18 protein-coding genes and 1 pseudogene are annotated in these 24,138 nt (G+C 36.0%); 18 read left to right on the top strand and 1 reads right to left on the bottom strand.

Annotated features, from left to right (window positions below; all coding sequences use genetic code 11):
- Nucleotides 1–51: 51 nt before the first annotated feature.
- Nucleotides 52–1,389 carry an MATE family efflux transporter gene (locus tag ACQV2P_RS01190; RefSeq protein WP_428894515.1) on the bottom strand — a complete coding sequence of 446 codons (1,338 nt, stop codon included), beginning with the start codon at nt 1,387–1,389 and terminating at the stop codon, nt 52–54.
- Between the two features lie 189 nt (nt 1,390–1,578).
- Between ACQV2P_RS01190 and ACQV2P_RS01185 the strand changes: the two genes are divergently transcribed.
- The 18 genes and pseudogenes from ACQV2P_RS01185 to ACQV2P_RS01100 all read left to right on the top strand — a co-directional run bounded on the left by ACQV2P_RS01185 (nt 1,579) and on the right by ACQV2P_RS01100 (nt 24,088).
- The gene (locus ACQV2P_RS01185; RefSeq protein ID WP_428873514.1) at nt 1,579–2,814 is read left to right on the top strand and encodes a lipid II:glycine glycyltransferase FemX; all 1,236 of its coding nucleotides are present in this window, start codon (nt 1,579–1,581) and stop codon (nt 2,812–2,814) included.
- Nucleotides 2,815–3,115: 301 nt separating this feature from the next.
- On the top strand, nt 3,116–4,351 hold the full coding sequence (locus ACQV2P_RS01180; protein ID WP_428873515.1) for a lipid II:glycine glycyltransferase FemX: 1,236 nt from the start codon (nt 3,116–3,118) through the stop codon (nt 4,349–4,351).
- A 103-nt stretch (nt 4,352–4,454) separates the two neighbouring features.
- Nucleotides 4,455–5,840 (top strand): L,D-transpeptidase family protein, encoded by a 1,386-nt coding sequence (locus ACQV2P_RS01175; RefSeq protein ID WP_428875025.1) that lies wholly within the window; start codon nt 4,455–4,457, stop codon nt 5,838–5,840.
- A gap of 153 nt (nt 5,841–5,993) precedes the next feature.
- Nucleotides 5,994–7,186: pseudogene (locus ACQV2P_RS01170) on the top strand (peptidoglycan bridge formation glycyltransferase FemA/FemB family protein).
- Nucleotides 7,187–7,319: 133 nt separating this feature from the next.
- On the top strand, nt 7,320–8,225 hold the full coding sequence (locus ACQV2P_RS01165; RefSeq protein ID WP_428873517.1) for a LysR family transcriptional regulator: 906 nt from the start codon (nt 7,320–7,322) through the stop codon (nt 8,223–8,225).
- A gap of 504 nt (nt 8,226–8,729) precedes the next feature.
- On the top strand, nt 8,730–9,512 hold the full coding sequence (locus ACQV2P_RS01160; protein WP_428873518.1) for an enoyl-CoA hydratase/isomerase family protein: 783 nt from the start codon (nt 8,730–8,732) through the stop codon (nt 9,510–9,512).
- A 15-nt stretch (nt 9,513–9,527) separates the two neighbouring features.
- Entirely contained in the window at nt 9,528–10,832 is a 1,305-nt protein-coding gene (locus ACQV2P_RS01155; protein WP_428894514.1) for an acetyl-CoA hydrolase/transferase family protein, read from the top strand.
- Between the two features lie 21 nt (nt 10,833–10,853).
- Entirely contained in the window at nt 10,854–12,059 is a 1,206-nt protein-coding gene (locus ACQV2P_RS01150) for an acyl-CoA dehydrogenase family protein (protein ID WP_428873520.1), read from the top strand.
- Nucleotides 12,060–12,092: 33 nt separating this feature from the next.
- Nucleotides 12,093–13,337 (top strand): thiolase family protein, encoded by a 1,245-nt coding sequence (locus ACQV2P_RS01145; RefSeq protein WP_428873553.1) that lies wholly within the window; start codon nt 12,093–12,095, stop codon nt 13,335–13,337.
- Nucleotides 13,338–13,363: 26 nt separating this feature from the next.
- Nucleotides 13,364–14,212: a 3-hydroxybutyryl-CoA dehydrogenase gene (locus ACQV2P_RS01140; protein ID WP_428875026.1), complete on the top strand. Its 849-nt coding sequence runs from the start codon at nt 13,364–13,366 to the stop codon at nt 14,210–14,212.
- A 130-nt stretch (nt 14,213–14,342) separates the two neighbouring features.
- A complete protein-coding gene (locus tag ACQV2P_RS01135; RefSeq protein WP_428873522.1) occupies nt 14,343–15,275 on the top strand; it encodes an NAD(P)H-dependent flavin oxidoreductase in 933 nt (310 codons plus the stop codon).
- A gap of 399 nt (nt 15,276–15,674) precedes the next feature.
- Nucleotides 15,675–15,806, top strand: a complete 132-nt coding sequence (locus ACQV2P_RS01130) for a hypothetical protein (protein ID WP_428875028.1) — start codon at nt 15,675–15,677, stop codon at nt 15,804–15,806.
- Between the two features lie 397 nt (nt 15,807–16,203).
- Nucleotides 16,204–17,154, top strand: coding sequence for a metal ABC transporter solute-binding protein, Zn/Mn family (locus ACQV2P_RS01125; RefSeq protein ID WP_428894513.1), 951 nt, complete (start codon nt 16,204–16,206; stop codon nt 17,152–17,154).
- Complete coding sequence (locus ACQV2P_RS01120; RefSeq protein WP_428894512.1) at nt 17,155–20,400, top strand: pneumococcal-type histidine triad protein; 3,246 nt, start codon at nt 17,155–17,157, stop codon at nt 20,398–20,400.
- A gap of 174 nt (nt 20,401–20,574) precedes the next feature.
- Nucleotides 20,575–20,757: a hypothetical protein gene (locus tag ACQV2P_RS01115; RefSeq protein ID WP_428873527.1), complete on the top strand. Its 183-nt coding sequence runs from the start codon at nt 20,575–20,577 to the stop codon at nt 20,755–20,757.
- Between the two features lie 608 nt (nt 20,758–21,365).
- Nucleotides 21,366–22,763: a 23S rRNA (uracil(1939)-C(5))-methyltransferase RlmD gene (rlmD, locus tag ACQV2P_RS01110; protein WP_428894511.1), complete on the top strand. Its 1,398-nt coding sequence runs from the start codon at nt 21,366–21,368 to the stop codon at nt 22,761–22,763.
- A 461-nt stretch (nt 22,764–23,224) separates the two neighbouring features.
- Nucleotides 23,225–23,515 carry a CD1845 family protein gene (locus ACQV2P_RS01105; RefSeq protein ID WP_428876202.1) on the top strand — a complete coding sequence of 97 codons (291 nt, stop codon included), beginning with the start codon at nt 23,225–23,227 and terminating at the stop codon, nt 23,513–23,515.
- A 54-nt stretch (nt 23,516–23,569) separates the two neighbouring features.
- Nucleotides 23,570–24,088: an RDD family protein gene (locus ACQV2P_RS01100; RefSeq protein WP_428894510.1), complete on the top strand. Its 519-nt coding sequence runs from the start codon at nt 23,570–23,572 to the stop codon at nt 24,086–24,088.
- Nucleotides 24,089–24,138: the final 50 nt, after the last annotated feature.

Below are 24,138 nucleotides of genomic sequence, written 5' to 3'. Positions count from 1 at the left end.
GTTGGTCTCACTATTTGGGGTCAGTTCTAAAAACAACAAGATAGTTTTATATTAAATACGAATTTGAGTCCATTTTCCTGCCTTAAATCGGTGGCGCATAAGAAGAAAGCGTGAAAATTGATCAGATAGTACACCGATCCAAATGCCAGCGAGTCCGAGCTTAAAAATATTGACCAAAATAAGAGTAACTGCGGTACGAATAATGGATGCTGAAATAATTCCTACGAATAAGGTATATTTAACATCACCACCTGATCTAAGACAACCTGCATAAATGATTTGTGAGATCTGTAATAGAACAATGACCATAGTGAATTGAATAACAATAATAGATTGGTCAATCAACTGAGGGTCCCTGAAGTAAATACCCATTAAATCGCGTCCGAAGAAGAATAAAAAGGCTGAGAGTATTATAGAAATAACAAGTCCTATTCGTTGGCAAATTTGACCAAATTCAATCGCTACTTTAGGTTTTTCTTCACCTAAGGCCTTACCTGCAAGAGCAACAGCCGCTACCTGCATTCCATCCGCAAAAGAAAATCCTAAACCCAAAATATTCATACCAGCATTATGGATTGCGAAAGTGTTTGTTCCTAAGCTAGCAGCAGTTAATGCAGTGGCTAAGAAACCAATCCGCATCGCTAAGTTTTCGATATACATAGATGATGAGAGCTTCCCAATCGATTTAGCAACATTGAAATCAAAATGAACTTTGTTTTTCAAGAGATACCTAACTTGAATCAAACTATGAGGTTTAAATAATGAGCGTACACTCATAAACATTGCTACGACTGAACCGAGTACAGTCGCAATAGCCGCTCCTTTAATACCTAAAGCCGGGAAGCCAAACTTACCACCAATTAATAGGTAGTTAAAGAAGACGTTCAAGACAGAAGAAGTCAGGTTAGTGACAAAAGCTATTTTGGTATTACCACTTCCTCTTTGAGCGGCATTGATCGTCATAGCAATTAAGTTAAAGACCATGCCACCCATAATAATTTGATAATAAAGAACTGCAGAAGGGTGAGTATCTGGTTGACTACCTGCTAAGTGGATAATATCACTGGCAAAGAAAACAGTGATCAAACTAAAAAGTAAACATAATATAAGAGTTAGAATCATGGCGGTAAGAAAAACGCTATTAGCACCCATTTTATCTTTTTGACCTCGACGTCTAGCAACTAAAGACGAAACGGCTATATTAATCGAAATAAAAATTGCTAGGGCAATAAATTTTGGTTGAGTGGTTAAACCAACGGCTGCAATGGCATAGCTTCCTAAACTTCCTACCATCATGGTATCTATCATCCCCGCTAAGGCAATAAAAAAAGACTCCAAGACCGAAGGCCAAGCCATTTTTAAGGCTGTTAAATAATATTTTTTATTCATTTTAAATCATCCTTTATTTAACTTTGTAAAAAAAGTATTCAACTACAATCCTATAACTTTGCTGTCTATATTACCAGAAAATTGCCCCCTTTGTTTCTACCAACGGAGATTGAATATGTTTGAATTAATATCAGTAGAATAGCTACTTATGCTATAATGTTTGAGAATGGACGGAGAAGGAGTGCCACAATGATTCAAAATATTAAAATTAGTGACAAAGAACATGATCAATTTGTAAAAGAACATTCTAATGGCGATATGTGCCAACTATCCTCTTGGGGAAAAGTAAAACAAGCTTTTGGTTGGAAGTGGTCAAGAGTTAGTGTGGGAACTGATGCCCAAGTGACAGGCGCCGCTTCCTTATTATATAAAGAAATCCCATTGATCAAACGGTCTATCTGTTATGTTTCAAGGGGATTCGTGGTCGATTGGTTCGATGATGAATCGGTCAAAGCATTGTTAGAAGCGGTAAAAGAAGATGCTAAAAAACACCGCGCTTTTCTAATAAAAATAGATCCTGATATAGAAGAATCAACAGCTGGTCTATTAGAACAAATTGAATCCTTTGGCTTTAAGCATCAAGGGTTCACTTTTGGCTTTAAAGAGGCGGCTCAACCACGCTTTCATATGGTAACTGATATTAATAAGAATGAAAAAGAACTCTTAAAATCCTTTCAAGGTCGAACGCGAACTAATGTCAGAAAAGCCAATAAGTATGGCTTTGATTTAGAAGATGCTCCTGAGAGTAAGATGTCTATTTTCTATGACATCATGAAAGTTACTGGTGATCGAGATGGCTTTTTAATTCGTGATCTTTCATATTTTAAACGCATTTATCAAGAAATGAATCCTCCTCATGAAGCCAAGCTCTTTTTAGTAAAATTGAATCCAGACCAAGCAATCAAAGGGCTCGAACAAGATGTTAAAAACCGCCAAAAAGAACAGAAGAATTTGTCGAAGAAAGAAATCAGTGAAGGAATTCTGCAACAGTTAGAGCAAATCGAACAGTCGATTGCAAATACTTACGATTTAATAGAATCCTTAAAGCAGGCAGAAAACGAAAGTGAAGAAACCATCTATTTATCAGGAGCAATCTACGTTCAATGTGGACGCAAGGCCTATTATTTATATGGTGCATCTTCTAACCAATTCCGTGATTTATTACCTAATTACTTTATGCAATGGGAAATGATGCGTTATGCTCAAGAACAGGGGTGTTTATCGTATGATTTTGGAGGGGTGTCGGGTATGGAGGGGCATCCAGAGGATGACGCACCTGGTTTGTTTGAATTTAAAAAGCGATGGGGAGCTAATAAAAGAGCTCGAATCGGTGAGTTTGATTACGTACTTTCGCCAATACTTACTAAATTATATCGCTTTGCCTTTTCTTTAAGAGCGCGATTGATTCAGCTTAGAAATCGGTAACGGCTTTATTTTAACGAAAGTTAAAATGGATATTAGCAAGCTACTTCTAGGGGTTCAAATTTTAAGTGAGTTACATATGAAATTAAGATTATATTTAAAATACTATTCGAACACTTGAAGTAGAAATATTGAATTAAATTCTTCCTTATTATTTTATGGCTAGTAATATATAATAGCCCAACTTATATTTTTATTTCTAAGATTCACTTAATTTCATTTAATTAGAATGTAAGAGCGGATCAATTGGAAGATTTTTCACCTATGCTATAATATCAAAGAAAGATGGAGAAGGAGTTCCACAATGATTCGAAATATTATAATTAGTGATACTGAACATGATCAATTTGTAAAAGACCACCCCAATGGCGATATGTGTCAATTGTCTTCTTGGGCCAAAATAAAGCAATCTTTAGGTTGGAAGTGGTCGAGAGTTAGTGTGGGCCATGAAGACCGAGTGACAGGAGTTGCATCCTTATTATATAAAGAAATTCCTATTATCAAACGTTCTATTTGTTATGTGTCTAGGGGATTCGTGGTCGATTGGTTCGATAACGAATCAGTTAAAGCCCTTCTAGAAGTGGTTAAAGAAGATGCAAAACAACATAATGCTTTTTTAATCAAAATTGATCCAGTTCTAGAAGAGTCCACCCCTCATTTATTAGAACAGATTGAAAGCTATGGATTTAATCATCAAGGGTTTACCTTTGGTTTTAAAGAGGCGATTCAGCCCCGTTTCCATATGATTACAGATTTGAATAAAAGTGAAAAAGAAATACTGGATTCATTTCAAGGATTGACTCGTACTAATATTCGAAGAGCTAATAAATATGGCTTTATTCTAGAAGAGGCGCCTATAAGTAAAATGGCTATTTTTTACAATCTTATGAAAGAAACAGGTGCAAGAGGGAAGTTCTGGATTCGAGATATAAGTTATTTCGAGCAAATTTATAATGAAATGAATCCAAAAGGAGAAGCACAATTTTACTTAGTGAGGTTAGATCCAAAAGCAGCCATAGAAGGATTAGATGCTAATGATAAGAATCGTCAAAAAGAATTGAAAAGTCTCAAAAAGAAAAAACCAACTCCAGAATTTGAACAACAAATCAAACATTTAGAAGAAGCGATTGAAAAATCTGCTCATCAGAAAAAAACTCTTGAGCAAATTGCTCAAGAAAATCCAGCCGGCTATTACTTATCAGGAGCCATTTTCGTTCAATCAGGTGGGAAAGGCTATTATTTATATGGTGCCTCATCTAATCAACTACGTGAATTACTACCGAATGACTTTATGGTTTGGGAAATGATGCGTCAAGCGAAAAAGCGGGGATGCCATTCATTTGACTTGGGAGCAATTTCTGGCTTAGAAGATAAGCATGAAGATGATGCACCCGGACTGTATAATTTTAAGAAACGTTGGGGTGCCGTTAAAAGTGCTCGAATTGGTGAGTTTGATTATGAATTATCGCATTTTATTTCAATCTTATATCGTCAATTATTTAAGTTGCGCCAAATTTACTTTAATTGGCAAAAGAATTGAAAATAATAGTCGTAAAGAACGATAACTGACAAATTGTAATAGATTATTACTAGAATATTCATAAATACATGATATACTAGAATCTCGAAAGGGAGGTAATTTTGTGAAATTTTTAAAACGCTCACTGGTAACAATAATGATAGTAAGCCTAATCTTTGGTTTAGTATATGCAGGTGGAATCGGCTATTATTCTAATCGTTTTCAAGCAAATACTAAAGTGGGACAAATTGATGTAAGTAACTTGACACTCCCTCAAGCAGAGGAAAAAATAGAAAAATATGTACTAGATCAACAAATTGAATTTTTTGAAAATGATCGGTCAGTAGCAAGTATTAAAATGAAGGATTTACAGCCTCAAATTGACCAATCTGCTAAATTGGAAGAGCTTTATAATAATCAAAATCCAAATGCTTGGTTAAATTATTACTTTAAAGGTCAAAGTTTTGAAGACACCTCTTTAACTGACATAGAGATCGATTACCAAGTATTACAGGATAAATTAGAGGCCCAAGGCTTAGATAATAATAAGCGTTCCGCTTCACAAGATGCCTTTATCGACTATTCAGAAGCAGAAGGCTACCATGTTGTTGAAGAAAAACAGGGAACTCAGATTGATGAGGAAGCTTTAAAAAATGGTATGATGGCTCAGATTCAAGCGGGTAATTCTAACGTAGAATTAAATCAATATTACAAAAAGCCTACAATGACCAGTCAAGATAGCAAAATTGAAGAGTTTTTGGAACAAATTCAAGATGTTGTAGATACAGAGATAACTTTAGAGATTGATGGCAACGAAGAAGTCATTCCTAAGAAAGAAATTGAAAAGTGGCTGCATTTTGATGAGAACAATCAAATCGTTTTCGATGAAAATATGATTATGGAATTCTTAAAAACATACAATGATAAGTATTCATCTTACTTAAATCCTCGTTCCTTTAATTCTACTTTACGAGGTCAAGTTACAGTACAACCTGGTACTTTAGGATGGTCAATTGATCGACAAGCTGAAGCGAGTCAAATTGTAGAAGATTTGCAAAAAGGCGAGGACGTACGTCGCGATCCAGTAGTAGTAGGAAGCGGTTATGGAAGTGGTGGCGATGATATTGGTTCAACTTATGTTGAAGTAGACTTAGCTAACCAAACAATGTTTATCTATATTAATGGTCAACTTTTCACACAAACACCGATTGTTTCAGGAAAAGATGGGGCTGAAACAGTTCCAGGCGCTTATGCAATTTGGAGCAAGGAAAGAGATCGGTATTTAGAAGGATATGACTGGGTAAATGAAAAAGACTATAAAGTACATGTGGATTATTGGATGCCGTTTGATACTGTTGGTCAAGGTATTCATGATACTGCTAGTAGACCGGCCTATGGTGGAGATATCTATCGTTCTAATGGATCAATGGGATGTATCAATACTCCACCAGCAGTTATGCAACAAGTTTATAACGCTTTAGAAGTTGGTACGCCTGTCATTGTTTTCTAATTTATGCAATTTTTTTAAATACAAGCATCAGCATATGTGAACAATCACATATGCTGATGCTTGTTTTTTTATTTTGAAGAAACTGCGGCAGGTTAAAAACTTAAAAATAGGCGAGTATAAACACTGACATTCTTAAATACCTTGGAGGTAGCCATGAAGATTATTGAAATTTCTTATGATGAACTTGCACATTTTTTAGCTAATAAAAGTGGCTTTTCTTTTTTACAAACAGCTCAAATGGCTGAAGTTTTAGTTGCTCGCGGTTTTCAGGTAAAACGTTTAGCTTTAGAAAATGCAGGAGTTATAAAAGCTGTGGGATTGGCTTATAGCCAAAAGGTCTTCGCCGGTAAAAGAATGGAATTAATGGCAGGGACTTTTGCAGCAGAAGAACAGTATGAATCACTTTTCTACCAGCATCTAAAGTTATATGCCAAACGCATAAAAATCACGGAGGTGATTGTTCAACCTAATCACAAGGATCATCTCTATAATAGTGAAGCAACAACCATTAAGGATTTAGAAGCAATACCAAGCTATTTTGATGAATTAGGTTATACTAGAGAAAAGTCAAATGTCTACAATATGCAAGGAATGCCGACTTTCCAATATTTAAAAGATTTAAGTGCTTTTACATCAGAAGATGAAAAATTGCTTTTAAAATCTTTTAATAAAAATAGTCAAAGAAAGATTAAAAAGGCTAAGCAGTTTGGTCTTTCGATACGAACAATGGACTATGAAGAAATGGAAGATTTCTGCAGAATAACTAGGGAAACCGCTCAAAGACAGGACTTTGGAGATAAATCACTAGATTATTATCAAGCAATGTATAAAAACTTTAAGGATCAAGTTGAGTTTTTAGTAGCTGAGATCAATCTTCCTAAAGCCATTGAAAAACTAAAAAGACAAATCAATGAATTAAACCCCAAAAACTTCAAGATCAAGACCGAATCAAGTCATTAGAGAAAGATATAGAAATGGTTCAAGCCATTCAAGATGAAGAGAAAAAAGAAATTATTCCTTTAGCAAATATGTTAATAGTTTATTTAGATCAAGAAGCAACTTATTTTCTGGGGGGATCGCTAGAATCTTATCAAAATTTTTCAGCTCCATTTCTATTACAATATGAAGCCATGATGCGAACAATTAAAAAAGGGATTCCTTATTATAATTTTTATGGAATTGAGGGGGAATTTGATGGAAGTGATGGCGTTATGCGTTTTAAACAAAATTTCAATGGTTTTATTCTTGAAAAAACGGGCGTTTTCTTCTATCGTCCGTTCCCGCTTTATTATAAATTGACTCACTCTTTAAAAAGAATAGTATTTGGCTTAATTCCAAAAAAATAATGCAAAATAGGATAAAAACCATCTGCAATAAACAGGAGGTTTTTGTGCAGAAAATAAAGCGTTTTCCTTTTAGAATATTGAATATCTGATATAATTGAAGAGAAATAATTAGAATCTGGAGAAAGGTAAAAGAATGGATATTAGACAACTAAAGTATTTCGTTGAAATTGTTCAGTCAGATTGCAATATGACTAGAGCAGCTAAGCACCTTTTTGTTAGCCAATCTGCACTTAGTCAAATAATTTCTTCATTTGAAGAAGCTCATAATTTAGACCTTTTTTATCGCGAAAGAGGTCGCTTGGTAGGACTGACGCCGATTGGTCATAAGTATTATAAGTATGCTTTAGAAATGATTGGTCTTCATGATCGAATGATGACGACCATTCACAATGAGTCGCGCAAGCTTAATAATGTGGTACGCATCGGTCTACCTTCTATTGTATTGAGAACTAGACTAACTAATGTCGTCTTAGATTTACGAAAAACTTATCCGGATGTAAACCTAGAAATTATTGAGGGCGGTTGTCAGTTCTTATATGAAAGGTTAGATGAAGGCGATGTGGATCTGGCTATTCTGATGGATCCCATTCGACGGACAGGGGAATTTCAAGACCAGGTTCTGATTCACGATAAATTTGTTGTCTTTATGGATCCTAACAATCCTTTAGCCAAGAAGAAAAAAGTGACCTGGGATGAAGTGAACCAAATGCCTATTGCCATTTTTAATGAATCATTTTCTACTAATCGTTTGGTAATGGATCAATTTGCTCAAAGACAGATGAAACCTGAAATTTTCGTTCACTCTTCTTCTTGGGAATACCTTATTGATCTTGTAAAAGGGAATGAAATAATTACGATTCTTCCTCTATCTACTTATCATTTAATGAATTCGGATCAAATAATTTATCGCGAATTCAAAAAAGATTTACCTTTTAATATCTATTTATCAAGAAAAAAATATGAAGCTTACCCGACCAGCCATAACTTACTTTATGACTGGATTAAAAACTATATAGACCAGCAAGTAATTAGTGGGTAAGAGTCAAATATCTTTCAAGCATATTTCTAAATTTTAGAAATATGCTTTTTTTGTGCTGTCCACTCTTTTTTTAAATAATTTTTTAAATTTAACAAAACTGCTTTGAAAAAAATTAGGCAAAACTTTATTTAAATAGTTGGCGATTACACAAAGTATTTAATAGATAAAATTTAATACGAATTCATATTAAATCAAAAGCTATCGCACTTATGACCTCTTTGTGAAAAATTTTTATAAAAAAACTGTTGAATTTGTGAAAAATAGTGGGAGAAATCACAATTAAAATCCTACCTGATTAGTAAATGTAATGGAATCGATTTCTTTTTCTAAGTTGCAAGTCTCTAAATGATTGCCTATACTCAATTTGTAAGCGCTTATCAAATTTTGTGTTGCATAATTTATGGAGTAAGTATTTAAATTTGATCGATCAAAGTCAATTTTGAGTTTGTGAATTATTTTTATCTAACAAGTTTTACTTTGTGATTTTGATTGAAGGAGAGAATAATGACTCAGTTAAAGACTTTAAGTTATACGGTTGATAAAGGCATAGCCAAGCTTGTCCTCAATCAACCCAAGAGCCTGAATGCTATTAATTCAGCAATGTTGGATGACCTAAATACTTTTATGGATGCAATGGAGCAGGACGAGAGTATTCGAGTAATTATCTTGACGGGTGAAGGTAAAGCCTTTATGGCCGGTGGAGATATTAAAGAAATGATGAAGATGGATGACCAAGTGGCTAAGAAATTCATTGAATATGGAAATTATACAATGAATCGCTTAGCAGGCCTTAAGCAAATAATGATTGGGGCTATTAATGGTTATGCCTTAGGTGGTGGTTTGGAACTCGCTTTAACTTGTGACTTAAGAATAGGAAGTTCTGAAAATACAATCGGTTTTCCTGAAGTCGGCTTAGGAATTATGCCAGGCTATGGAGGCACTCAAAGAGCTGTCCGTTTAATCGGATTAGGTGCAACAAAACGATTAGTTTTCACTGGAGAATTGATAGATGGTAAAGAAGCTTATCGATTAGGTTTGATTGACTATTTAGTTCCTTCAGCAGACTTATTAGAAGAAGCTGATAAATTAGCTGACAAACTAATGCAGCAAGCCCCACTTGCTTTAAAAAAAGCCAAACTGGCTATTAATCGAGGTTCCCAATCAAGCTTACAAGAAGGACTCTTATTAGAAAATGAAATTGTGATTGGATTATTTAATAGTCAAGATCGTATCGAGGGTATGAATGCCTTTGTTGAAAAGCGAAAAGCTAATTTTAAAGCCAAATAAGTTAGGAGGAATAGTATGAGTCAATATCAAGCGATCTATGATGAAAAACGTCGTTCAGTTGAAGAGTTAGTCGCAATGATTGAACCGGGTGAAGGGATCGTTCTAGCAGCGGCTGGAAGTGAGCCATTATTGATTACCCAAGCTTTAAACAATGCTAAGCAACTTAAAGGGAATCGATTGTATCGGATGTTATCAATGTCACCGGTAGTTAATCTAGCTAAAGATCAATTAAAACAGTTTACTTTTTTCTTATCAGGCTTGGATCGTAAGGCTATGAGAAATACAGATGTCGATTTAATTCCTTCTCATTTCTCAGAAATACCCGCCATTATTAAACAAAGAGAACCAGAACCTGTAATGATTAGTCAAGCTTCACCAATGGATGAAGATGGATACTTTTCATTTGGCTTAACAGCTGCTTATACACCGTGCACGGTTGAGTTTGCAAAAAAAGTGTTTCTTGAAGTAAATGAAAATATGCCGCATACACATGGAGAGGGGATGAGAATTCATATCTCAGAAGTAACTGCTTTTGTAGAATCTTCTGAAGATGTTGTAGAATTACCGGATATCGAATTATCAGATAAGGACCGCAAAATTGGTGAGTATGTTGGGGACATTATTGAGGACGGTTCAACTATTCAAATCGGCTTTGGAACAATTCCAAATGCTGTTATGAATGCTTTAAGCCATAAGAAAAACTTAGGGATTCATACCGAAATGTTGCTATCATCAATAGTAGATCTTTATAACAATAAAGTTATTACTAATGAAGAGAAACCGGTCGGTAAACACCGTTTCTCAACAACTCTAGCTTTAGGAAATCGTCGCTTGTATGATTTTATTGATAATAATGAGGATGTCGAAATTCTTCCGGTTAACTTCATAAACAATATTGTTGAACTTGCAAAAATTGAAAACCTGGTCTCAGTCAATACAACTTTAGAAATTGACTTCTTGGGTCAATGTAACTCTGAACAATTAGAAGATTTCTACTATTCTGGTACCGGTGGTCAATCAGACTTTGCTGTGGGGGCAAGAATTGCTGCCAATGGTGTGGGAATTGTTTGTCTATATTCAACAGCTAAAGATGATACCATTTCTCGAATTGTTCCACATTTACATAGTGGTTCACCTGTTTCAACCTCAAAAAATGATATTGAAATTGTTGTTACAGAATATGGGGTAGCCCACCTTAAAGGTAAGAGTATTCAAGAAAGAGTACAAGCTTTAATTGAAGTGGCGCATCCGAAGTTCCGTGATGGTTTAAGAGAAGAAGCCATCAAGCTTGGTTATTTAGAAAATAAAAAATTAAAATAAAAGAAAAGGATTGATTTTAAAATGACTACAAAGATTGAAAAATTACAGTATTTATATCCAGAAGATATCTATGGTTACTCGCATGATCTTTCAGAAAATGAAGTAAACTTTCTAATGAAGCTGCGTGAAGTACTTGAAAAAGAACTTTATCCAGTTATTGATGAGCACTGGAAGAAAGAGCTTTTCCCGATGGAAGCTTTTAAGAAAATTACTGATTTAGGTTTGATGACTCATCCAACTCTTTTCGAGGGACGGGAAAATAAACGTAAAACTTCAGAAATTTTTAATCTTTTCCGTCTTTATGAATTAAACCGTATGGATTCTTCAATTGGTGCATTCACTATCGTCCACGGAGGACTTGCTTACTCAACTGTTTTAATCGGAGGATCTGAAGAACAAGTTAATTACTATGCACCTAAATTGGCCTCTTATGAATGGCATTCATGTTTCGGTTTAACTGAACCTCTTCACGGATCAGATATTGCCGGTGGTCTATCAACAACTGCTGAGAAACAAGGTAATAAATGGGTCTTAAACGGTGAGAAGAAATGGATTGGCGGGGCAGCAACTGCCGATGTTTTACCAATTTTTGCACGCGACGTTGAAGATGGCAAGATTAAATGTTTCATGGTAGCAGGCGGAACTAAAGGCTTAACAGTCGATAAGATTGATGGAAAGATTGCCTTAAGAATGGTCCAAAATGGACATATTAAATTAAATAATGTTGAAGTGGACGCTGAAGCGCGTTTAGAAAATATTAATGGCTTTAAAGATGTCGCTAAGATCTTATACACTACTCGTGCAGATGTGGCTCACTTAGCAACAGGTTTACATGCTGGAGCTTTAGCTAATACCTTGAAATACGTTAAAGAGCGTGAGCAATTCGGTAAGAAAATTTCTGAATTCCAACTAGTTCAAGAAAAACTAGCCAGAATGCAAGCAAACTGTGTGACTTCATTAGGACTATCTCACCGTTTAGCTGTTCTACAAGAAAAAGGTAAGTATGCAGAAGTTCAATCTTCACTTGCTAAAATGAATAACGCTTACCGTCTGCGTGAAACAGTAGCCCTAGGACGTGAGCTATTAGGTGGTAACGGTATTATTGTTGAACACGATGTGGCACGCTTCTTCGTGGATGCTGAAGCAGCATATTCTTATGAAGGAACCCACGAAGTCAACTCATTAATTATCGGTCGTCACTTAACAGGTAAAGGGGCCTTTGTTTAGAAATACCAAGCTGAAGCAAGAGATAAGGAGCGAATTATGAAGAAAAATTTAGATGAAGTAGTTATTGTTGGGGCAGCCAGAACACCTGTAGGAGCCTTCTTGGGCGATTTAAAAACGGTTCGTGTTCAAGACTTGGGAACAACTGCTTTAAAAGAAGCAGCTAAAAGAGCAGGTGTCAGCCTAGAAGAAATTGAAGAAGTTATCTGTGGCCATGTGGTTGGTTCACCTACTTCAAGTAATATTGGTCGTGTAGTCGGCATTAATGCAGGTTTACCGATTGAATCTACTGGTTATACAGTCAACCGTTTGTGTGGTTCTGGTATCCAATCAGCTGTTTCAGCTGTACAGCTTTTACAAGCTTCTGAAAAGAAATATGTGGCGGCAGGGGGAGCAGAGTCTCTATCTAGAGCACCTTATTTCTTACCAGAAGAAGTGCGTTTCCAAGGATTTAAAACTGGTGATCAGCGATTAATTGATGCGAATACTATGATTCATACAGGGTCAGTCGGTGATGGGTACCCAGACTTGATTCATATGGGACAAACAGCAGAAACTTTAGCAAAGATGTATAAGATTTCGCGTGAAGAGCAAGATGAATTTGCTTTAAACAGTCAAGCCAAGGCCAAAAAAGCCATGGAATCAGGACGCCTCGCTCAAGAAATTGTGCCAGTTGAAATAACTGATCGTAAGGGAAATGTGACTGTGATTGATAAAGATAGTCACCCACGTCCGGATACTAGTATGGAAAAATTAGCTAAGCTAAGACCAGCTTTTGTTAAGGGTGGAAGCGTCACAGCCGGAAACTCTTCTGGACTAAATGATGGGGCAGCTTTCGAAATTTTTACGACTAAAGAAAATGCCGCGGCTAATAACTTAGAAATCATGGCTAAAGTAATGGATTATTCTGTTACTGGCTGTGAGCCAGATTTAATGGGGTTAGGACCAGTTAATTCGATTAAAGAAATTTTGGAGCGTAATGATTTCACTTTAGAAGATATCGATATTCTTGAGATTAACGAAGCTTTTGCAGCCCAAACTCTAGCCTGCTTGAAAGAATTGGGTAATGGCCCTGAAACAGAGCTATATGAACGCTTAAATCCAAACGGAGGGGCTGTTGCATTAGGACACCCATTAGGATGTACAGGCGCGCGAATGATTACAAGTATTTGTTATGAGTTCAAGAACCGTCCAGAAACACGCTATGCGATTGCATCAGCTTGTATCGGCGGTGGAATGGGAATATCTATCTTATTAGAAAACGGCTATTACAAGGACTAAGTCTAAAGAGATTAGGAGAAGTTTAAATGAAAATTCAAAAAACAATGGTCATTGGATCAGGTATTATGGGCAATGGTATTGCCCAAGTCCTTGCCCAGGCTGGTTATGAAGTTTACTTAAATGATATTAAAGAAGAATTTATTGATCGCGGATTAGAAAAGATTCATAAAAACTTGCAAAGAAATGTTGAAAAAGAAAGAATGACGGCTGAAGAAGTCGAAAGTATTAAAGGAAGAATCCATAAGTCTCTTTCTTATGATGATGCTAAAGATGTTCAACTAGTGATTGAAGCAGCCACTGAAAATCGTCAAATTAAATTGGAGATTTTTAAAGAGTTAGATAAAGTCACACCTGAGGAAGCTATTTTAGCCACTAATACTTCTTCTCTGTCACTAACAGATATTGCTTCAGTAACTAATAAGCCGGATAAAGTAGTTGGTATGCACTTCTTTAATCCAGTACCAGTTATGAAATTGGTTGAAATTGTGACAGCTTTACAAAGCAGCGAAGAGACGGTTCAAACCGTTCAAGAAGTGATCGATGCCTTTAATAAGACCATGATTATCGCAGATGACTCACCAGGATTTGCAGTTAACCGAATCTTAGTTCCAATGCTTAATGAGGCCATCTTTGTATTGGGTGAAGGAATTGCCAGCAAAGAGTCCATTGATACAGGGATGAAATTAGGAGCAGGTCATCCTATGGGCCCACTTCAATTATGTGATTTAATTGGTTTGGATACTTTATTATCAGTGATGACCGTTCTTTATAACGGATTCAATGATCCTAAATACCGTCCGGCACCATTGCTTAAACGAATGGTTGAAGCGGGATATTATGGTCAAAAATCTGGCAAAGGCTTCTATGACTATTAGGAATTGCTATAACTAAAAAGTTTACTTCTGTTAAACTAGAGCTAACAATTTGACCCCCTCATTTTGTCGGCTCTAGTTACTTTTATCTAACTAGTCACAAGGGGAGAGCCATAATTATGGAGGTGGAAATATGGATAGAATTTGCCAATTATTGGGGATTGAATACCCCATTATTCAAGGAGCAATGGCCAATGTGTCGCGCTATCAATTAGTAGGAGCGGTCTCTGAAGCAGGAGGCTTAGGTGTGATAGCATCTGGTGGTATGTCAGCTGATGAGTTAAGAAGACAGATTCAAGAAGTTAAAAAAATGACTCGTAAGCCCTTTGCGGTTAACTTAATGTTGCAAATGAAGAATATCGAGGAATTGGTTGAAGTAATTATTGAAGAAGGAGTACCGGTGGTTACCACTGGTGCAGGAACTCCTAAGAATTTTATATCAGCTTTGCATCAAGCTAATGTGAAAGTACTGCCAGTTATACCTAATGTTAAAATCGCTAAAAAAATGGAAGCGCTAGGTGTTGATGCAATTATAGCAGAAGGACAAGAAGCAGGAGGTCATATCGGACAAGTTTCAACCCTGCCTCTAGTTCGCCAAGTGATTCGTTCAGTTGATGTACCTATTGTGGCAGCCGGTGGTATTTTTGATGGTGCGGGTATGTTAGCTGTGGAAGCCTTAGGGGCTAGTGGAGTTCAGATGGGTTCTCTCTTTCTAAGTTCCAAAGAAAGCCCTATCAAAGAAGGGTTCAGGAACTTAGTTCTACAAGCCGACGAAACAACCACGGTGGTTACTGGACGTCGTCTAGGACATCCTGTTCGTGTGTTACCGAATAAAATGACTGAAAAATATATTCGTTTAGAATATGAAGGGGCTTCAGATGAAGACCTAATGAAATTAGCAGAAGGTGCTATGCGGCGTGCAGTTTATGAAGATGATGTCGAGGAAGGATCCCTTATGTGTGGTCAATCAATTGGCTTAATTACTGAGAGCCAGAGTGTTGATGCGATTATTCAAAAATTAATGGAAGAATACCGCCAAGCACGCTTAAAGCTAATCAATCAATAAACATTTATAATAAGCTACTAAAAATCTCTAGACTTCTAGTAGCTTTTTAAGAGTTTTAAAAATAACAATAGTTGAGTAGATATCTTTAATGAAAACAGATTGAAAACGATTAATATCAGCATTCTTTGACAGGACTGCTAGAGTGTTTAAGTTAAGAATTTAAGTTAATAAGAATACTAGTATCACAACAAAAGTATGGAAGGGGTTATGACTTTAGAAATTAAACAAATTAGAGAAGACGCTATGACTTAATTAGTGGATTTAGTCCATGAGGCATGGTTCGAAGGGGTTTATAAAGCAAAGAAATTTGAAAAGGCAGCATCTGCTATTTCCCTTAACAAAGCACTATAGAACAGCTCATTAGGATGCGTTGCCGTTCTTGGTGGAGAAATTGGTGGTATGACTCTTTGTTTAATGAAAGAAGCAGATTCGACTTTTAGAATGTTCCAGTTAGACTTTATTGACAAATTGATCACCTTATCCAACCAAGCGCAACCGGATGAAGTCGAACGAGTGACTCGCGTCTTCTAAAGTGAACGTCAAGCCTATAGACAATTAATTACCGAAGTCTTTGATTATTTTAAAGAACAGGACTTGGAAAATGTTTATTTAATCACCGATACGGATTGCAATTACCGTTTTTATGATTACCTCCATTTCGAGCTTATCAATGAGACACGTATTAAATTACCAACCAAAGAGGGCTTTAGATATCGGGATGAATTTATGTATGCCTATTCACTTTAAACAAAAATTTTAAGACAGCTTAATCCTTTAAGATTAGGCTTTTTTTATGCAAAAATTTAGAAAAATAAAAAAACACAAAAATTTTTGTTGACAGGAAAAAGGAAAGACGGTAATATTCATTTTGAAAATGATAACAATTACTATTTATCTTTAGGCAGATAAATTTAAAAAAGGAGATCGTATGAAGTATCAAGCAAAAACAAAAAAATGGTGGTTAGTACTTTTTCTTATTATTGGCTCTTTAGTGAATATTTCTTCAATTCAATCTGTTGAAGCAGAAGAAGAAAGAAAAATAGTCACTTCTTTTTATCCAATGTATGCCTTAACCAAGGAAATCGTTGGCGATAAACACCCTGTTTTGATGATTAATTCAGCGAATGGTATTCATGGTTTTGAGCCTTCGGCTAATGATGTGGTGGCCATTTATGATGCTGATATCTTTGTTTATCACTCAGATATCTTAGAATCTTGGGCTCAAAAAATTAAGCACAATGTCGAAAAGCAAGAGAAATCTAATGTGATTATTATTGAAGCTTCGAATGGATTAGCTATGAAGAAAGTGCCGGGTCTAGAAAAACTAGAATTGATGGAGGGTAAAGATGAATCAACCCTTTATGATCCACATACCTGGTTAGATCCCATTGAAATAGGCGAAGAAGCAAAGTTGATTGCTCAAGCCTTAGGGGAAGTGGATAGAGATAATAAAGATTACTATTTGCAAAGAGCAGAAAGTATTGGAACGCAAGCTCAGGTTATAACGGATAAATACACCTCACTTTTTAAAAAGCTCAAGCAAAAGACTTTTGTCACTCAGCATACAGCCTTTTCTTATTTAGCCACACGCTTTGGCTTAACACAGTTGGGAATAGCAGGTGTGTCTGGACAAGAGCCCAGTGTGAAACAATTGCAAGAAGTGAAAAAGTTTGTGGAAAAATATCAAGTCAAAACCATTTTTACCGAGCCGAATATTTCAGATAAAGCTTCACAATTAATAGCCCAAGAGACTGGAGCTAAGGTAGAAGTCTTGGATCCCTTAGAAGCGGATCCCCATAATGATTTAAGTTTACTAGCTAATTTAGAAAATAATTTACAAAGACTGTTAAAAGTTTTGCAAGAAGAAGGAGAGAAATAAATGAAACCATCTAAAATACTCTTGTCATCCGCCGCTTTATTGACACTTTTAAGTTGGCATGAACCAATTAAATCAATCTACGCTCAAGATGATAAAGATTCATTCATTAATTATATTGAGGGTAGCGATGGAGAAAAGCCAAGTAATGTCTCAAGCACTGAAAACCGCACTATGGAAGAAATTTCAATGGAAGAAGGCATTGCGGGCGAGCAAATTATTGTCCAAATCAATAGGGAAGGTTATGTGACTTCTCACGGTGATCATTATCACTATTTCAATGGATCAGTTCCTAGTGATGCTATTTTTTCAGAGGGAGTCTTAGCCCCTGAAGATTATCAATTTAATGAAGAGGATCTTGTTAGTCAAACGGATGAAGGGCAAATTATTTTAGTAGATGACCAATATTATCTTTATATAGAAAATCCAGATCAAGCTAAAAATCTTCGTTCTTTAGAAGAAGTGTTACTACAGTCATACAGTATGGATCCTGTCGATGCAAAGGCTATTTATGATTTGATGGAAGAATATGATCTTGGCGAAGAGGCTATTATTACTTATGAATTAGAACGCAGTCCTGAAGAAGTAGCAGATCAAAAAGGGATTGAAGGAGAGCATGTTGTTGTCTATTTAACCGAAGAAGAGTTTGTAACCAATCACGCTTTTGATTTACATGTTTTCTATGGTGACCTTGATCCAGAGGCTGTTTTCTCTGAAAGACTCTTAACACCTGAAGATTATCAATTGGACCAAGAAGATGTGGTCGCAGAAATTAAGAATGGATACATTGTAAAGCTAGAAGATCAGTACCAAGTTTACATAGCTCCTGAAGATCGGGCCCAAGCTGATAATATCCGAACTTTCCAAGATATTGAAGCTCAAGTAACCAGCAGTCAAAAGGTCTTTAAACAAGCAGGTGGAGTGCGTAAAGATGTAGCTAACACCATAGCAGCTGGTGAAGTGGGTGGATCAGGTAACCGCAATTCCAGTGGAGCTTACGTAACGGATGATGGATATATCTTTAACCCTTATGACGTTATAAAAGATTTAGGCAATGGCTTTATTGTTCCCCATGGTGACCACTTCCACTTTATTCCAAAGTCAGATTTAATGCCTCAAGAAATAATGATTGCAAACGCTGTTCTATCAGGTGGAAAAATTTCACAAGGCAACAGTAAAACAGCTGATAAAGGAATGGTTGATCAGATCATTCATGACAAAGCTGTTAATCATAAAGGTCCTTACACAACGGATGATGGTTATGTCTTTTCAGTGGGATCCATTACTAAGGTAACGGATACAGGTTTAATTGCTGCTCATGGTAGTCACTTCCATTTTGTTCCTTTTGCTCACTTAAACAAAGGAGAATTAGCCCAAACACAAGCTTATATTCAAAAGAAATTCGGAATTAAACGTAATTTATTGGCTGAATTTGGTTTAGCTAAAGAAGATAACAAAGTTGATCAGCCAAGTAATAAAAAACCTTCTCAAAACCTTGATAAGATAGCTGATAAGCCAACTGAAAATGATCAAGGTAATAAAAACCAAACAAATTCAGAATATCAGCGCCTATTAGCCAAACTCTATGCTTTGCCAATCAACCAACGTCATACTGAATCTGATGGTTTGGTCTTTGACCCGGAACTCGTAACAGATGAGATTGAGGGAGACTTCGTCTTACCTCATGGTGACCACTTCCATGTTATTCCACGTTCAAGTCTATCAGATTTAGAAATTAAATTAGCAGAAATGAAATTAGGCAAACGTCCATCAGTCGCTGTGAAGCCAAAAGACCCACAAGTTGATAAAGCAGATAATGAAAAACCAGCTGAATTAGACCAAGCAAGTCAATCTGAAAAGCCTAGCCAACCAGATCAACCAAAAGCAGATGGAAAAGTTGATTTCTTAGCTCAAAATTATAAGAAGTCAGCTAAGGGTAAGGACGGTAAAACATATACAACGGATGATGGCTATGTTTTCACACCAGAAAGTATTTTGAACTACTCTAAAAAGGGGCTTACAGCTGAGCATGAAGGACACACTCACTTTATTCCTTTTGGTGATTTAGACGACAGTGAATTGAAAGCAGCTGCTGACTTTATCAATCAGCGAAACATTAATGCAGCAGAAGAAAGTAAATATACAGCAGAAGAAATTGCAGCCAAGTTGGCCTATATTTCTTTGGAAAATGGTGTAGCCATTGAAGATCTGGAAGTCAACGGTAACGAAGTGATTATTCCGCACGGTAATCATTCACATACAGCGAATATGGATAAAATTCCAACAGAATTAAAGCAGTCTAACTTCACATCGGAAGAAGACTATCAAACTCAATTGATTACGCTTAAAATGAGTGAAGTATCGCGTAATAAGTATTACATTGATGTTTGGCGTAAAGATGCTACCATTTATGCTTTAACGAAGTTCTATAAAGTAGTAGAGATACCATTAGATGACATAGAATTACCAATTAAATATGATCAAGTCTCATTAAAAGATGTAAAAACAATAGAAGATCCACTTTTTGAAAAGAAAGTCTATGTCGCTCAGCGCTATAAAGTTAAGCCATCTGATATGTTTATCTTTAATGGTCGTATCAAAGTTGGTGATCTTAATTTAGTGATCGATGAGATTGACGTAACAGAAGCCTATGAAACAGATTCAAATGATTTGCCAGAAACTAAAGAAAATGTTGAAGGAGAAAAGGATGAAGTGGTTGAAGAAACTCCTTCTAATAAAGGAGTTAGCCATCAAGCGGTCATTGAATATATTAAAAACTACTATGGTAAGGCTGCTAAGTCCGTTAAGTACGGAAAAGGTTTTGGATATATAGTGACGCCAGCTTCTGGAGAAGAGAATGTATTAATTATAGAGTCTGAAGCAAGAGCAGCGATGGAAAATAAAGAGGCATTGCCAGAACTTGCTAGTCAGAAGGATGGCGTAGATTCAGAAAATGAAGTTTCTTCACTAGATGAAACTACCAAAGAAATTTCGATGGAACAATTGAAAAATTTTGTAGGTAATTACTATGGGGTAAACCCATCAAGTATTCAAATATTTTCAGGCATGGTAATCGTTCCAAATCCTAATCCAGATTATGCCAACCTTAATCTTACGATTAAACAAGTAAAGCTTGCTTATATTATGAATGGTGAATTACCTGCTATGCCACAAGTTGCTCCTTTTGCAAAAGAAGAGATTGGAGAACGAAATGATTCTAATTTAGATGATGCAGAAATAGGCAAATAATCAAAATTATAACAAAGTTATGTTAAGAGTCCTTGTTAATGATCAAAGGACTCTTAATTTTTATTTAGGGAAATTAAATATCAAAATTTATGTCATACAAATAAATTTGATAGACAAGAAAGTAGGCATATTTTATAATCAAAATAAATTTTTTGATTATAAGGAGCAAAAGCTATGGCTAAGAAATATCAGTGCTCTTATTGCGGGAAAGAGTTTTCCAAGTCTAAAATTGACTGGGAAGGTTCAGAACCTGAGTTTGAAGAATATTACTGCAAAAAATGCAGCGAATCTCTTATACAAGCTAGTATCAATGCGATGGATCCCAATAGCAACGGCTATGAGGAAGACGGATTTTAGGAAGAGGAAAGGTTAGGTTTTTAAATTTAATTATTAAAGCATTTCATTTAAATAGAAAATAAGACTTCTATCGATAGGAGTCTTATTTTAATTGTCTACTACAAGACTTAGAAGTAGCCAAGGAATGTCTATTCATTCATGATATAATATAGGAACAATCTTAAAAACTTAGCTTAAAGTAGTAAGAAAAGAGGTATTTAATGAAGCGCTTTATTGAAATCGATGAACTTAGCCAGTATCCAAAAGCTTTTTTATAAATGTAACACTGGGAAATGATCAAGCCAGTGGCGATGACTACTATTTAGGACTTGAGGAGCCACTATATGATGAGGCGAGTCACATTCCGCATGCCAAGTCATATTATTACGAATTGGTGTACGATGATAAGGGGTATATGAGGTCCCAGAAAAGTTTATAAGCTCATTTCAAAAACCTTAAAGACAAAGAGCTCATGGTGTCTTGAGGATTGGGCGTAACCGCTTGTAGCAATTTATTAGCCTTAGATGAAATAGGCATTGAAGGAAAGTTATACACTGGTTCTTATTCGCAATGGTTGAAGAAAAAGCAGAAAGCTGTTAAAGGAAATGATGAGTAGAAAGAGTGAGTGAATGAAAAAAGAAATATTTCCGACTGAAGTATTGGAAGTTGAAATTACTGAGTTAGACCATAAAGGAAATGGCTATGCCCGTTATGTCCATGCGCCAGACCGTGGGTCGAATGGAAAGGGCTTGAAATTATTTATACCCAATGCCGTTCCAGGGGATAGAGTTCGGGTGACGGTACCTAATGCCAAGGGCAGAAAGCAAGCAGTCGTACCGTTTGATGCATTATTAGCAGCCAGTCCTGATCGTAATCTTGATATTCCGCTCAAAGACGCCAATGCCGGGGGAACGCCATTAATTTCCATGACCTATCCAGCTCAGTTAGCTTATAAAACCCAAGAAGTAAAGGACCATTTAGCAAGCCAAGGATTCGATCCGGCTTGTGTTCGACCCATTATTGGGATGGATGATCCCACCCGTTATCGTAATAAAATGGAGTTAAGCTTCGGAGCTGAAGGGGCTATCGGTATGCATGAACAAGGTAACTTCACCAAAATCATCGATATGAAAGATTCGGTGCTTGCTCCTAAACTATTTGTCCGGGTAAAAGAAGTAGTCGCCGACTGGCAAAAAGATTATCAATTATCCTATTATGACAAACAGACTCAAAAAGGTCTTTTGAGAAATCTCTTATTGCGTCAATCCTTTGTCACCGGGGAGTTGATGGTAGTGATTTATGCCACTGAAGCACCTAGTCAAATGCAAGAGGCAGTGGATGATTTGAGTCAGCGGCTAAGCAAACGCTTCGATCAATTAGTTAGTTTACAATGGATTCTACACAAGGAAGCGACGGAACGGATTCAAGCCGACGAAACGTTTATTCTTCATGGGCGCGATTATATTAATGACGAATTAAATGGCTTTCGCTATCGGATCTGGCCGGAGACCTTTTTCCAAGCCAATCCTGTCCAAGCGGAGAAATTGGTACAACTAGCCTTGGAATTCGCCCAGGTCAATGATCAAATGCGCGTCTTAGATCTTTTCTGTGGGGTGGGAACTTTTAGTTTGCCCCTAGCTGAAAAGGCTAAAGACTTAGCCGGTATTGAGATTGTGGACCAGTCGATTCAATCAGCTATTCGCAATGCGATTGATAACGGCTTAGACAATACCTTCTTTATGACCAGTGATGCGAGAAATGGCTTGAAGCGCTTGGAAACCGAGTGGGGACGACCTGACTTATTATTATTAGACCCTCCCCGTTCGGGGGCCGGTGGAAAAGTCATGCGTGCGATTGGAAGATTTGGTACGGATAAGATTGTTTATGTTTCTTGTTTCCCTAAAAGTTTAGCAGAGGATTTGGTTTGGTTACGTGACTTTGGTTATGAATTGGTCTCTGTTCAGCCGGTGGATCAATTTCCGCATACAACGCATGTGGAGGCTATAGCGTTGATACAAAAGATGTAAATTTAGAAATCCTCCATTTCAAGCTGTTTTATAGACATTTTGTCTTTGATAAGGATGAAGAAGGATACGTGAAAAAAATCCAAAAAAACTATATGAATGTAAGAGTAGTTTTGCAACTGGTATGAGGAAACACAAAGAGAAAAATATAATGAGACGAAACCCGTTTTGTACTTTCTACAAGAGTAGCTTTCGAATGCTGCTCTTTTTTTATGTAAGAAATGAGGTGCTTGATGGAATTTGATTACTATTATAGTTGAAATATGGGTTCTATGATATAATTGTGACAACGGCAAATAGATACGATGATATAAGGGTTTCAAAGGCTCTATCAAAAATAAAAAAACATTGGTGTGTTGCTTAGAGAGATTTTTTTAGAAAGATTTTTCTAAGGAACACATCAGTGTTGGAGGATAGTGTGAGAGAATATAGAAGAAAGTATAAATTTGAAATGAGGCGTTAAGATGAAGATAATAAGAATATTATTCAGGATTATTCTACTTCCTGTTCAAATCATTTTGACATTACTCGAATTGTTTTTAACTATGCTTTTAGAAATTGGTACTGGAGTTTTGTATCTTGTAATGCTACTTGTCCTAATAGGAACAGTTTGGGCATTTATACAAGGAGATACAAGAACAGGAATACAAGGAATCTTTTTAACCTACCTGTTTAGTCCTTACGGGCTACCATTAATTGGAGCTTTGGTAATTGTGCCAATAGTTCTATTGAAAGAGGGTATAAAAGCAATATAAAAGGTTAATGGGCAATGAATTTGACATTATGGGGATATGAGAGGATAAAAAATTATGATAATCAATAAAAATAATACAATACCAATAAGAAAAAGAGTGAAGGAATTATTTTTTGATTATCTGTTTATTCTTTTGTATCTGGTGCTTTTATTTGGGATAGCTATGTCAGTCTATATATTTTTCTTTAAAGGGATACCTGAAATGAATGAATTACAAGCTCAACTCATTTCAATCCTGACATCAGTAATTCCCATCATTCTGATTTTTTCCTATTTAGACTATTCAAAAGATGGAAGTTTCGGAAAAAGAAAAGTTGGTTTAACCCTTGTTTATAAGGAAAAATCTATTAAAGCCAGCCTAATAAGAAACGGCATAAAATTTTTACCCTGGCAGTTAGGACATATTTCTACAATTCATGGCATATATACAAACTTTGATACCTTATCAATTATGCTGTCTATTGTAAGTATGACATGTGGACTACTATTGTTGTTAATGGCTCTTCTAAGACAAGACAAAAGACATTTGGGAGATTTACTTGCTAATACTCAAGTTCAATTAAATGGTAAATAATTCTAGCGTATAAAACCAATAAAATTTAATAAACATCATACTAGACGATA

It is taken from the genome of Facklamia sp. P12932, assembly GCF_050409545.1.
GTDB lineage: Bacteria > Bacillota > Bacilli > Lactobacillales > Aerococcaceae > Facklamia.
Note: the sequence above shows the minus strand (reverse complement) of the source record. Positions and strands in the feature narration are given on the sequence as shown.